This window comes from Microbacterium trichothecenolyticum, from assembly GCF_000956465.1.
In the GTDB taxonomy this organism is placed as follows: domain Bacteria; phylum Actinomycetota; class Actinomycetes; order Actinomycetales; family Microbacteriaceae; genus Microbacterium; species Microbacterium trichothecenolyticum.
The window spans coordinates 257,028-269,614 of the sequence record NZ_JYJA01000039.1 but is presented as its reverse complement, the minus strand read 5'-3'; the positions used below and the strand labels follow the sequence as shown (position 1 = coordinate 269,614).

Sequence of the window (12,587 nt, the reverse complement as noted above, 5' to 3'; positions counted from 1 at the left end):
TGGGGTCGGTAACCGGCGCATCTACCGGTTCCACCGTCCGAGAAAGATCGCACGAATGAGCACCCCTTCTGACGAGCTGAAGACAGCGGTCATCATCGAGGACGACAAAGAGATCCGCCACGTCCTGGCCGAGGTCCTCGAATCGTCGGGGTTCTCGACGGTCTCGGTCGGCAACGGCATCGACGGCGTTCGGGCGGTGCTCACCTACAAGCCGGTGCTCACGACCATCGACGTCAACATGCCCGGCATCGACGGCATCGAGGCTGCCAAGCGGATCCGCGCGCAGTCCGACACGTACATCATCATGCTCACCGGCATGAACGACGAGGCCGACGTGATCGCCGGGCTCGGCGCCGGCGCCGACGACTACCTCCTCAAGCCCTTCCGGCCGCGCGAACTGCGCGCGCGTGTCGAAGCGCTCATGCGGCGCCGCAGCGCCGACGCCGAGCGGGCCGTGCCGCCGGCTCCCGCCGCCCCCTCGCAGGGTAGCGTCGGTCCGTCGTTCCCGGGCATGCGGCCGACGACCACCGCCGTGCCCACCGCCCCCGCGATCGAGGAGCGCGACCTCGCGACACCCGCGACCGTGATCGTGCCGGCGGGTGCGGCATCCGTCCCCGCCACCGTCGACACGAACGGCGAGTGGCTGACGCACCGCGACCTGCGGCTGCACCCCGAGAACCGCATCGTGCTCATCGGCGGCGAGGAGCTCGATCTCACGCGCACCGAGTTCGACCTGCTCGCGACCCTGCTCGAGTCGAAGCGGCGCGTGCGCAGCAAGGCCGACCTGACGCTGGTGCTGCGCGGGGAGTCGTATGTGACGAGCTATTTCGTCGGCGAGGCCGACAAACGCGCGGTCGAGGCGCACATGACGAACCTGCGACGAAAGCTCGGCGAGAGCGCCGCGAACCCGCGCTACATCGAGACCGTGCGCGGCGTCGGGTACCGGCTGACCTCGGAGGGCTGACCTTCCCGGAACAGCGAAGGAGGCATCCGCTCGCCCCACGTGAGCGGATGCCTCCTTCACTTTCGGCGAGGGTGTCTCCGCCTCTCCCCAAAGCGGGCCCCTCACCTCCTCCCCCGCACCGTGCTCCCCAGCCGCGGCGCTCTCCCCAGCGGTGACACGCTTCGGGTACGTGTCGGACGAGCGGATCTCTCCGCCGTGCTTGTGTCGGTGAGGGGGCCCGCCTTCCCCCAAAGGCGGACCCCTCACCTCCTCCCCCGCGCCGCGCTCCCCAGCCGCGGCGCTTCCCCAGTTCTGACCCGATTCGGGTTCGGGTCAGACCTTGTATCCGTGATGGCGACGGATGAGCTTGAAGAACATGGACAGCGTCTGCAGCACGGTGACGACGCCGACGATCGGCCAGCCGATCCACAGGACGGTGGACTGCACCATCACGGGCAGCATCATCCAGATCGCGACCATCGCCACGATGACGGCGACGGCGAGGATGAGCGGTGTCCAGTGGCCGAAGCCGCCGCCGCGCTCGGCCTTGGCCTGCATCGCCCAGTTGTCGACCTTCTTGCGCGACAGGAACCGCGTCCACGAGCGAACGAAGTGGCTGCAGCGGATCCACATGTAGATCTCGGCCGGCAGCAGCGTCAGCCCGAAGAGAACATCGCGTGTGTTGCGGTTGTGCATCGTGAGCGCCATACGCGTGTTGAGCGCGATCGCGACCACCGGCGGGATGAGCCACCAGTACGAGAAGACGAAGGCCCCGATCGACAGCGACGCCGCGAGCAGCGTGACGAACGCGATGCGCACGAACATGTTCATGAGCATGTCGAAGTGCTCGAGCCAGCGGACGCGCAGGTTCGGGTGGAACGGCTGCCCCTTGGTGTCGCCGCGCTGACCCGGCCACATGAGCTCGATGGCGCCGTAGGTCCACTTGACCTGCTGCGCGTCCAGCGCCCGGAGCGTCGTCATGCCGCCGACGTCGGCGCGGGCGAACGGGCTGATCTTGGTGAGGTAGCCGGCGCTCTTGATCTGGAGGGAGAGGAGCGAGTCCTCGACCTCGGAGTCCTTGACCCACGGCGTCGACTGGTGGTTCTCCTTCATGACGTCGCGCAGGGCGTGCGTCGAGAAGATCGAGAACTGGCCGCCGAGAACCGCCATGTTGCGGCCGCGGAGCAGGTTGTGCAGGTTGAAAGCCGCGAACTGCGAGCGCTGGCCGGTCGTGAGGAACTTCGCCAGCGAGCCCTTGATCGGCTTGTCGTCGATCGAGTAGATCGCCGAGATGCCGCCGATGCGGGTGTCGCTGGTGGCCTCGGCCTCGAGGTACTCGACGGCCTTCGCGTCGGCGACGGTGTCGCCGTCGACGCCGAGCAGGTAGTCGTAGCCCTCGACCAGCGTGTAGCCGTAGTTGAGCGCGCCGACCTTCTTGTCGGGGTTCTTGCCGATGTCGTGGACGAAGACCTCGGTGAACTGCTCACCGAGCTCGGTGACGACCTCGTGCGGGCCGGCGTACTGCGACGCGAGCTTGACGGTGGCGTCGGACGTGTTGTTGACGACGACGTGGATGACATCCGGCACGCGGGTCTGGCCGAGCAGCGACTCGATCACCTGGGCGATCGATTCCTCCTCGTTGTACGCGGGGATGACGCAGCCGATCGTCGAACGGTGCACAGAGGTGTCGTCGAGCACGGCCTCGAAGTCCTCGGCGAATCCGTGGACGGTCGTGACGTCCTCAAGTGCAGCGGCCGGCTCCGCGCGGTGCGTGCGCTGGCTGCGGGTGAGGGGGACGATCTCGCTCACGTTCGTCGCCTTTCGGATTCTCGGCCGGTGTCTCCGGCACAACAAGAGCTTCTCCCACCGACCGCAAGGCCCCTCCGAGACACCGCGAACACAACCGCAAGGTTTCCGCAAGACATCCGCAAGAGAGAGCGTTTGCCCGCTGTCGGCCCGGCGTCGAAATGCCAGGTGGCCGGGTCAATAGAATCGGGCTATGGCTACCGGGGCTGCACGATCGACACTCGTCGTGGGCACGCCCGACGGCCGCACCCGGTCGATCTGGCTCACGCAGCTGGTGCTCGCCGCCAGCGTGCTCATCACGGCGATCCTCGTGATGGTTCTGCAGCCGGCGATGTTCGGCCGCTGGAACTTCCTGGTCGGCACGCTGCTGGTGGTCATCCTCACGCTGGCCACCCTGTGTCTGCCGTGGTCGCGATTGCCCGCGTGGGCGGTGCTGGCGGTGCCGTTCGCGGACGCGATCGCCATCGGCCTGATGTCCAGCGGGACCGAGCTGCGCCTGGGCTACCTCTGGGCGTTCCCGGTGATGTGGGTCGCGATGCATTTCCGGGCAACCGCCCTCGCCGCGATGCTCGCGTTGATCGGGCTGATCCTCCTCGTCGACTCGGCGATCACCTCGAGCAACCTCGCGGCGCTGCGGGTGTTCGTCGTCCTGCTGTCGCTGACCTTCATCGGCATCACGGCGCATATCGCCCTCCGCCGGACCCGTGCGCTGCGCCGCCTGCTGCGCCGTCAGGCAAGCCGCCTCACCGCGACGTACATGCGCCGCGCCGACCAGGAGCGCCGCACCAGCGAGATCCTCAACGGCGTCGACACCGGCATCGCGCGCATCTCCGACGACGGCTCCGTGCTCGCCGTGAACGACGCCTACTCGCGCCTGTACGGCCTCGACCCCCTCGACCCGACGCTGCCCGCCCGCTCCGTCGAGTACACCGGGCGCCGCGGCATGCCGGTGCCGTTCTCCGAGCGACCCTTCGCGCGTGCCGCACGCGGAGAGACCTTCACGGATGCCTCGGTCTGGCTGTTCACCGCGGAAGGAGAGTGGCGCGCGCTCTCGGTGACCGCCAAGCGCCTCGCGGCCGGCGGCGACGAGGGATCCAGCATCCTTCTCCTCGTCCACGACGTGACCGCCCTCACGTACGCGCAGCGCGAGCGGGAGCGGTTCACGGCCATGGCGTCGCACGAGCTGAAGCACCCGCTCACCGTGATGATCGGCAATGCGGAACTCGCTCTCGAACTCGACGACCTCACCCCGCGCACGCGCGAGCGGTTCGAGTCGATCGTCGCAGCGAGCGACCGCATGCTGACGATGATCCAGAGCCTGGGCACGACCTCGAAGCGCGGCTTCTCAGCCCGCGACGAGGTCGACGACATCGACCTGCGTCAGATCCTGGTCGAGTCGGTCGCCTCGTTCCGCCCGACCGCGGTCTCCGGCGACATCTCGATCGACGTGCGCGCCGACGAGGCCCTTCCGATCACCGCGGACGGGTTCCGGCTGCGGCAGGTCGTCGACAACGTCGTGAGCAACGCGATCAAGTACACCCCGCGCGACGGCCGCGTCCGCATCACCGGTGCCGTCGAGGACCACCAGGTCGTGCTGTCGGTCGCCGACACCGGCATCGGCATCGCCGCAGACGACCTCCCGAACATCTTGACCCCGTACTTCCGCACCGAAGAGGCCAAGAAGAAGTCCGGCGGCACCGGGCTCGGACTCGGCATCAGCAACGACATCGTGCTCGCCCACGGGGGCTCGCTGTCGATCGACAGCGAGCCGGGCACGGGCACGACCATCACGATCCGCCTGCCGCTGGCGGGCGAGCTGGCGGGCGAGCGGGCCGGTCGTCCGGCCGCGCGGCCGGAGGACCGGCGCGACAAAGAAGGACGAGCATGACCGATCTCATCGCCGGAGCCGGCGTGGACCTCGGCATCGCCCAGGCGGTGATCACCACCCTGGCGACGATGCTCACCATCGGCATCGCGTTCCTCGTGCGGCCCGGTCTCCCGACGCTCTCCTGGAGCATCGCCTTCGCCCTCGCGATGCTCGCCACCTACGGCGTCGTCGCGGGGGACATCGCCGGCATCGAGCAGCTCCGTCGCGCGTCGCTGGGCGCACTCATGGGCGCGCCGGCGTTCCTGTGGTCGGGCTTCCGCGCGGCATGGGGGCTGCGCCCGCACGTGTGGGCGGGAGCGGCCATGGCCGCGGTGTCCGCGTTCTCGCTCGCGATCGTCGACGACCTCGCATGGTTCACCGTGGCGTACCGCACGGTGTTCTTCGCAGCATCCGTGTTCGCGGGCCTGTTCGTGCTCGACTGGGCGCGCGCCTCGTCGCGGCGTCACGATCGGCTGCTGCTGCCGCTCGTGATCGTTTCGATCGCGTTCTTCGTCACCGGGGTCGGCACCTTGATCGCGGGCTTCGTGTACCCGCCATCGGGCGGCGACGATTTCGAGCTGGTGCGGCTGATCGCATCGGTGGGGATGCTGGTGTACGTGGCCTGCGCTCTGGTCGCGGTGGTCGGCACGACGGCTCGCGACAGCGGGCTCGGCCGCACCGCGGCCGTCTCGACGGCGTGGCAGCAGTTCGAGCGGACCGCCGGCGACCGCCTCGCGCGGGCGCAGAAGACCTCGGAGCCGTGGTCCGTCGTCTATCTCGGGCTCGATGACGCCGCCGACATCCGCCAGACCGCGGGGGCAGCCGCGTTCGCGACCCTGTCGGAACGTCTCGAGGACGAGGTGCGCGCCGCCTTCCCGGCCGAATCCGACGTCGGATCGCCCTCGGCGGGCGCCGTCGTGGTGCTCGTGCCCCGACCGGATGCGGTGGTGCGCGATCTGCTGCGCGCGACGCTCGAGCGCGTGACCGTGCTCGACGTGCATGGCGCGCTCCCCATCCGACCCACGGCGAGCGCCGGCTGGGCGCCGGTCTCGGTGCTCGGGTACGACCTCGACACTCTCGTGTACACCGGCCGCGAGGCCGCGCGGGTCGCGAGCGGCAAGGGCGGCGACCGATGGGAGCGCGTCGGCGCCACCATCGTCAACCGCCTGATCAGTCAGTCAGAGCTACCGTGAGCGTGTCGGTCGCCGTCTGCTTGGCGTACTCGCTCGAGGTCGGCGTCGTCTGCACCAGGAAGTCGTAGCTGAACTGCAGCGTCACGTACGTCGCCTCGGCCGGCACCGGGCCGACGTTGAACGTCTGCGAGTAGCTGTACGGATCCAGCACGAGGTAGCCGGGGCTCACCGTCGACGAGTCGACCTGCGGAGCGAGCGCATCCAGCGCACCCGTCGGGGACGACGGCACGGCGGTCATCGTCGCGCGCTGCAGGTAGACCTTCTGCCCGTCGTCAGGGGTGACCGTCGTGATCAGCGAGATGCTCACAGGTTTGATCGCCTCGGCGGTCCATTCGTCCATCGACAGCGTCGACCAGTAGTCGATCGTTGCGGTGACTGCGCCCGCAGCGAGCTGGCGCTGCGTGGCCCCACCGGAGAGGTCGTTGGGCACCGGGGTCGGAACCGTGGTCGACGTGGGCGTCGGCGTGCTCCCGCCGGCGCCCTCCTCCCACGGTGCGGGCCCGCAGCCGGCGAGCGCCGCCATGCCGACGAGCGAGATCATCACGACGCCGGCGAACCGGTCCCACCTGCGCATAGAACCCCCGAGTCGCGCCGGAAAACGTCCGGTCAGTCTAGCGGGGCCTTGTCACTCGCGGTCGCGCCGCGCGCGGGTCTGCTCGGCACGCTGGGCGAGCAGATCGTCGGCCGGATAGCCCACCTCGGTGAGCGTGAGCCCGCGCGCCGCGAGCACCTTGACCTCGGGCACACGCTCCTGCGCGTCGCGGATGTCGACGACGTCGCCGACGTCGAGGCGCCCCTCACCGACGGCGACGCACGCGCCGACGAGCGCGCGCACCATGCTGTGGCAGAACGCGTCGGCCTTGACGTTCGCGACCAGCACGCCGGCGGCGTCGCGGTGCCAGTCGAACTCGAGCAGCGTGCGGATCGTCGTGGCCTCTTCACGCGGCTTGCAGTACGCGGCGAAGTCGTGGAGTCCGATGAGAGCGCGAGCGGCGGCATCCATCGCCTCCACGTCGAGGGATGCCCGCACCGAGGTGGTGCGATGACGCTCGAGAGGGTCGTAGCCGGTCACCGTGTCGCCGATGCGGTACTCGTACCGGCGCCACACCGCCGAGAACCGCGCATCGAAGCCCTCGGGCGCGATGCGCGAGCCCGTGACCGCGACGTCGGAGTACGCGCCGACCACGCCGGTCATGCGCGCAGCGAGCGCTGCGGCGCGGTCTTCGGCAGTGGGGACGCCTGCGGCCGGACGCGCGTGCCGTGCGAGCATGCGCTGCTGCTGCGCCTCTTCGAGGTCGACGTGGGCGGCCTGGCCGGTGGCGTGCACGCCGGCATCGGTGCGTCCGGCGACCACGAGCCGCGGATCGCCGCCGAGGACCCGCGCGAGGGAGGATTCGAGAGTCTCCTGCACGGTGCGCAGCCCGGGCTGACGCGCCCACCCGCGGAAATGCGTGCCGTCGTAGGCGATGTCGAGGCGGATCCGCACGGGCTCCAGCCTACCGAGGCACCCTCACCCGACGACGAAGCCGCCGCGAGGCAGCGTCTCGCCGATCGCGGCGAGCGCCGCATCGGCCAGGCGGAGCCGGGCCGCGCGCCGTGATATGCCCAGGGAGGCCACGTATGATTGCGGTTCCCCCTCCTTCGTTCGCGAGAACCCATGACGTCGACTGCGCCCTCCCCACGCCCTCCCGCCCGCTTGGCCGGGCTGGACGGCATGCGGGCGATCGCCGTGCTGCTCGTGGTCGTCTACCACCTGTTCCCCCCGGCGGTGCTGCCGGGCGGCTTCGTCGGGGTCGACGTGTTCTTCGTGATCAGCGGGTTCCTCATCACGAGCCTGCTGTTGCGGGAGCACATCTCGACCGGACGCGTCGCGCTCGGCCACTTCTGGCAGAGGCGCGCACGGCGGCTCGTGCCCGCGCTCGCGGTGGTGGTCGCGGTCTGCTCGGCACTGGCCTGGATCGTCGGCGGCGACGTCCTCGTCGACCTCGACGACCAGGTGCTGGGTGCCGCGACCTTCAGCTACAACTGGGTCTCGGTCGCGGGCGGCGGCGGGTACTTCGCCGCGGCCACGCCCGAGCTGTTCCGCAACTTCTGGTCGCTCGCGGTCGAGGAGCAGTTCTATGTGCTCTGGCCGCTGATCTTCCCGCTGTTCCTGCTGCTGCCGCGGGCGCGGGCGCGCACGGCCGCGGCGTTCGCCCTGGCGGCCGCGTCGGCCGTGTGGATGGGCGTCGTGGTCGCGGGCGGGGGCGACGTCACGCGCGCCTACTTCGGCACCGACACGCACGCGTTCGGTCTGCTGCTCGGCGTCGGCCTCGCATTCCTGCTGGCTCCCCTGCTCCGGGTGACGGATGCTGCGCCCGCCGCGCTCGTGGCGACCACCAGCGACGGGGCGCGCGGGCCGCACTGGCGCACGGTGCCTGGCGGTGCGCCGCTCGCGGCGGCGCGGCCTCGCTGGGTCGATTCGCGGGTCGCGCGACGCGTGACCGGGGCAGCCGGGGTGCTCGCGCTCGCAGGCCTGGTCGCGCTCGCCATGGTGCCGCAGACCGCCTCGACCGCGACGTTCCCCGGCGCGCTCCTGGCCGCCAGCCTGCTCAGCGCCATCGCGATCGTGGCGGGCGTCTGGCCGGGCTCGTGGTTCGGACGCGCGATCGATGTGCGGCCGATGCGCTGGATCGGCGACCGCTCCTACGGCATCTACCTGTGGCATTGGCCGCTGCTCGTGCTGGCGGTCGCGGCGTTCGCGCCCGACGCGACCGTCGCCACGGCGCCGGTCTGGATCGGCCTGGGAGTCCTCGCGGCGACGGCCGCAGCATCCGCCCTGTCGTTGCGCTACGTCGAGACACCCGTGCGCCGGCATGGTTTCCGCGCCTCGATGCGCATGCTCGCCACACGCCTGCAGGGCGGGCCCGGCGCACGGCTGCGCACCGTCGGCGTCGCGCTGAGCGGCGCGCTCGTGCTCGCCGGGGCGGGCGCCGCGATCGCGGTCTCGCCCGACGAGACCAGCGCCGAGGCCGCCGTCGAGGCGGGACGGGCAGCCCTCGAGAAGGCGCTGCGCGAGGCTCCCGCGCCGATCGCCCCGACCCCTTCGGCGACAGACACGGCCACCCCCGCTGCGACCGACATCACCGGCGACCAGATCAGCGCCGTGGGCGACTCCGTCATGCTGGCGTCCGCCGGCGGGCTCGTGGAGCGCCTGCCGGGCATCGACGTCGACGCCGAGGTCTCGCGCTCGATGTGGGCCGCGCCCGAGATCGTCGACGACCTCGACGCCACCGGCCGGCTGCGGCCGTACGTCGTCGTCGCCCTCGGCACGAACGGCGCGGTCGACCCGTCGACGCTGGAGCAGCTCGCCGACACCGTCGGACCGAAGCGCAACCTCGTTCTCGTGAACGCGTACGCGCCGCGCGACTGGATCCCCGGCGTCAACGCCGAGCTCGCCGCGTTCGCCGAGGACCACCGCAACGTCATCGTCGCCGACTGGTCGGGCGCCATCGCGCCCCACGAGGACCTCCTGGCCGCCGACAGGATCCACCCCGGCGCCGCCGGCGGGCGCATCTTCGCCGACACCGTCGCGGCCGCCGTGGACGAGATCGCCGACGAGCGCCGCGAGTACGCCGCCGCCCGCGCCGACCGCCTCGCCGAGATCCTCAGCGCCGATCTCACCCCCTGAGCTTCCGGTCGGGGCGCGGGCCGCAGCATCCGTCCCCTTCCTCCGCTGTTCGTTCGTCACCTGTGCGCGCGGACCGGCGGATCTGGCGTGCGCAGGTGACGGACGAACGAGACGGCAGACGCAGCAAGGCCCGTCACCCAGTGGGTGACGGGCCTCGCGGTGCAAGGGGTGCCGGGCTGCTGCGCCCGGCGGGATCCGATTTACTCGGACTTCTCCTCGGCGGGAGCCTCGACGGCCTCCTCGGCAGCAGCCTCGGCGGCGGCGCCCTCCTCCTGCGATTCGGCGCCGGCCTCGGCGGCCTCGTCGGCGGCAGGGGTCTCCTCGGCGGGAGCCTCTTCGGCCGGAGCAGCCTTCGCGGCGGCAGCCTTCTTGGCCGACGGCTTCTTCGTCACGGGCTCGAGAACGAGCTCGATGACGGCCATGGGAGCGTTGTCGCCCTTGCGGTTGCCGACCTTGGTGATGCGGGTGTAGCCGCCGTCACGGTCCGCGACCAGCGGAGCGATCTCGGTGAAGAGGACGTGCACGACTTCCTTGTCACCGATGACCGACAGCACGCGACGACGCGCGTGCAGGTCGCCGCGCTTCGCGAACGTGATGAGACGCTCGGCGAGCGGACGCAGGCGCTTGGCCTTGGTCTCGGTCGTCTTGATCGACTTGTGGGTGAACAGCGCGGCGGCCAGGTTCGCAAGCAGCAGGCGCTCGTGGGCGGGGCCGCCTCCGAGGCGGGGACCCTTGGTGGGCTTGGGCATTCTCAGTTACTCCAGGATGAAATTCGGTCAGGGGATACGGGATGCCGGGAGCCCCGGCATCCGATCACACGGTCTCGTCGTCGTAGCCGCCGTAGAAGTGCGCACCGTCGAACCCGGGGACCGAGTCCTTCAGCGACAGGCCGAGCGAGACGAGCTTGTCGCGCACCTCGTCGACCGACTTCTGACCGAAGTTGCGGATGTTCATGAGCTGCGTCTCCGAGAGGGCGACGAGCTCCGACACGGTGTTGATGCCCTCACGCTTGAGGCAGTTGTACGAACGCACGGAGAGGTCGAGGTCCTCGATGGGCATCGACAGCTCGTTCGAGAGGACGGTCTCGACCGGCGCCGGGCCGATCTCGATGCCTTCGGCCTCGACGTTGAGCTCGCGGGCCAGGCCGAACAGCTCCGTCAGCGTGCGACCGGCGGAAGCGACGGCGTCGCGCGGGGCGATCGAGGACTTCGACTCGACGTCCAGCACGAGCTTGTCGAAGTCGGTGCGCTCACCGGCACGCGTCGCGTCGACGCGGTACGAGACCTTGAGGACCGGCGAGTAGATCGAGTCGACCGGGATCTGGCCGGCCTCGGCGTACTCGTTGCGGTTCTGCGTCGCCGAGACGTAGCCGCGGCCGCGCTCGATGGTGAGCTCGAGCTCGAACTTGGCGGTGTCGTTGAGCGTCGCGATGACGAGCTCGGGGTTGTGCACCTCGACACCGGCCGGCGCCGAGATGTCGGCGGCGGTGACCTCACCGGCGCCGGTCTTGCGCAGGTACGCGGTGATGGGCTCGTCGCGCTCGCTGGAGACGACCAGCTGCTTGATGTTGAGGATGATCTCGGTGACATCCTCCTTGACACCGGGAATGGTGCTGAACTCGTGGAGGACGCCGTCGATGCGGATCGACGTCACGGCTGCGCCGGGGATGGACGACAGGAGGCTGCGACGCAGCGCGTTGCCGATCGTGTAACCGAAGCCGGGCTCCAGCGGCTCGATGACGAAACGGCTGCGGAACTCCCCGATCTTCTCCTCGGTCAGAGTGGGACGCTGTGCGATGAGCACTATGTGTTCCTTTCGATCACGTGCCCGCTATATGACACGTGCGGTGGGTGAGGTGTTGAGTTTTACTCGGGATGCTGCGGCCGACGCGCAGGCGAGCGGTCGCGGCATCCGTGGGAAACGTGCCGGAGCCGGGGCACCGACGAACGGTGCCCCGGCTTACGGGATGTCAGACGCGGCGGCGCTTGGGCGGACGGCAGCCGTTGTGGGCCTGCGGCGTCACGTCCTGGATCGAGCCGACCTCGAGGCCGGCGGCCGTGAGCGAACGGATCGCGGTCTCGCGACCCGAGCCCGGGCCCTTCACGAAGACGTCGACCTTCTTGACGCCGTGCTCCTGCGCCTGGCGGGCAGCGGACTCCGCGGCCATGCCGGCGGCGTACGGCGTCGACTTGCGCGAGCCCTTGAAGCCCACGCCACCCGACGACGCCCAGCTGATGACGGCGCCCGACGGGTCGGTGATCGAGACGATCGTGTTGTTGAACGTCGACTTGATGTGGGCCTGGCCCAGCGCGATGTTCTTCTTCTCCTTGCGGCGCGGCTTGCGCGCTGCGGACTTGGCCTGTGCCATTGCTTTGCTCTCCTAAACCCTGGGGGCCGCGCCTTAGCGCGCCTTCTTCTTGCCGGCGACGGTGCGCTTCGGGCCCTTGCGGGTACGGGCGTTCGTCTTCGTGCGCTGACCGCGCACCGGAAGGCCGCGACGGTGGCGCAGACCCTCGTAGGAGCCGATCTCGACCTTGCGGCGGATGTCGGCGGCGACCTCGCGGCGCAGATCACCCTCGACCTTGTAGTTGCCTTCGATGTAGTCGCGGAGCGCGATCAGCTGGTCGTCGCTGAGGTCCTTGACGCGGATGTTCTCGTCGATCTCCGTCGCAGCGAGGATCTCGTTCGAGCGGGTACGGCCGACGCCGTAGATGTACGTGAGGGCGATCACCACGCGCTTGTCGCGCGGGATGTCAACGCCGGCAAGACGTGCCATGCGGTTCTCCTGAGAGTTGGTGGAGGTGTGGAGCAGTGTCGGTGCCCGGGCCCCCAGCCCGAGGTGTCCCCTCCGGAGAGGTTCTGACGCTGCCTGTAGTCGTATTCAGTTGTGGGATGACGGATGCCGCGAGCCGCAGCATCCGTCCAGACCTGATGTCAGCCCTGGCGCTGCTTGTGACGCGGGTTGCTCTTGCAGATCACCATGACGCGACCGTGGCGACGGATGACCTTGCAGTGGTCGCAGATGGGCTTGACGGAGGGGTTGACCTTCATGATTTCTTCTCTTCGCTGTCTTCACCGGGCAGGCCGGAGCCTGGGGTGTTACTTCTC

General features: G+C 69.9%; 12 protein-coding genes. 4 read left to right on the top strand and 8 right to left on the bottom strand.

Going from position 1 to position 12,587, the window contains the following annotated elements:
* The first annotated feature begins 55 nt into the window (after positions 1 to 55).
* Entirely contained in the window at positions 56 to 964 is a 909-nt protein-coding gene (locus tag RS82_RS16900) for a response regulator transcription factor (protein WP_045301537.1), read from the top strand.
* 312 nt (positions 965 to 1,276) lie between these two features.
* Here the strand turns inward: RS82_RS16900 and RS82_RS16895 are convergent, their stop codons facing one another.
* On the bottom strand, positions 1,277 to 2,752 hold the full coding sequence (locus RS82_RS16895) for a glycosyltransferase family 2 protein (RefSeq protein WP_045301535.1): 1,476 nt from the start codon (positions 2,750 to 2,752) through the stop codon (positions 1,277 to 1,279).
* 190 nt (positions 2,753 to 2,942) lie between these two features.
* On the opposite strand from RS82_RS16895, the gene RS82_RS16890 reads away from it, so the two are divergent.
* Positions 2,943 to 4,637, top strand: a complete 1,695-nt coding sequence (locus tag RS82_RS16890; protein WP_052676894.1) for a sensor histidine kinase — start codon at positions 2,943 to 2,945, stop codon at positions 4,635 to 4,637.
* The gene (locus RS82_RS16885; protein ID WP_045301699.1) at positions 4,634 to 5,809 is read left to right on the top strand and encodes a hypothetical protein; all 1,176 of its coding nucleotides are present in this window, start codon (positions 4,634 to 4,636) and stop codon (positions 5,807 to 5,809) included. The genes RS82_RS16890 and RS82_RS16885 overlap by 4 nt, the downstream gene beginning before the upstream one ends.
* Here the strand turns inward: RS82_RS16885 and RS82_RS16880 are convergent.
* Positions 5,787 to 6,383: a hypothetical protein gene (locus RS82_RS16880; protein WP_045301531.1), complete on the bottom strand. Its 597-nt coding sequence runs from the start codon at positions 6,381 to 6,383 to the stop codon at positions 5,787 to 5,789. The two genes, RS82_RS16885 and RS82_RS16880, sit on opposite strands and share 23 nt — an antisense overlap.
* Positions 6,384 to 6,434: 51 nt before the next feature.
* On the bottom strand, positions 6,435 to 7,295 hold the full coding sequence (gene truA, locus RS82_RS16875; RefSeq protein WP_045301529.1) for a tRNA pseudouridine(38-40) synthase TruA: 861 nt from the start codon (positions 7,293 to 7,295) through the stop codon (positions 6,435 to 6,437).
* A 171-nt stretch (positions 7,296 to 7,466) separates the two neighbouring features.
* On the opposite strand from truA, the gene RS82_RS16870 reads away from it, so the two are divergent.
* Complete coding sequence (locus RS82_RS16870; RefSeq protein ID WP_045301527.1) at positions 7,467 to 9,479, top strand: acyltransferase family protein; 2,013 nt, start codon at positions 7,467 to 7,469, stop codon at positions 9,477 to 9,479.
* Between the two features lie 200 nt (positions 9,480 to 9,679).
* Here RS82_RS16870 and rplQ read toward each other — a convergent pair whose 3' ends face one another.
* The 5 genes from rplQ to rpmJ all read right to left on the bottom strand — a co-directional run bounded on the left by rplQ (position 9,680) and on the right by rpmJ (position 12,530).
* Complete coding sequence (gene rplQ, locus RS82_RS16865) at positions 9,680 to 10,228, bottom strand: 50S ribosomal protein L17 (protein WP_045301525.1); 549 nt, start codon at positions 10,226 to 10,228, stop codon at positions 9,680 to 9,682.
* 64 nt (positions 10,229 to 10,292) lie between these two features.
* Positions 10,293 to 11,282: a DNA-directed RNA polymerase subunit alpha gene (locus RS82_RS16860; RefSeq protein ID WP_045301523.1), complete on the bottom strand. Its 990-nt coding sequence runs from the start codon at positions 11,280 to 11,282 to the stop codon at positions 10,293 to 10,295.
* A gap of 166 nt (positions 11,283 to 11,448) precedes the next feature.
* Positions 11,449 to 11,847, bottom strand: a complete 399-nt coding sequence (gene rpsK, locus RS82_RS16855) for a 30S ribosomal protein S11 (RefSeq protein WP_018171470.1) — start codon at positions 11,845 to 11,847, stop codon at positions 11,449 to 11,451.
* A 33-nt stretch (positions 11,848 to 11,880) separates the two neighbouring features.
* Complete coding sequence (gene rpsM, locus RS82_RS16850; protein ID WP_045301516.1) at positions 11,881 to 12,255, bottom strand: 30S ribosomal protein S13; 375 nt, start codon at positions 12,253 to 12,255, stop codon at positions 11,881 to 11,883.
* A 158-nt stretch (positions 12,256 to 12,413) separates the two neighbouring features.
* On the bottom strand, positions 12,414 to 12,530 hold the full coding sequence (gene rpmJ, locus RS82_RS16845; protein ID WP_005050492.1) for a 50S ribosomal protein L36: 117 nt from the start codon (positions 12,528 to 12,530) through the stop codon (positions 12,414 to 12,416).
* Positions 12,531 to 12,587: the final 57 nt, after the last annotated feature.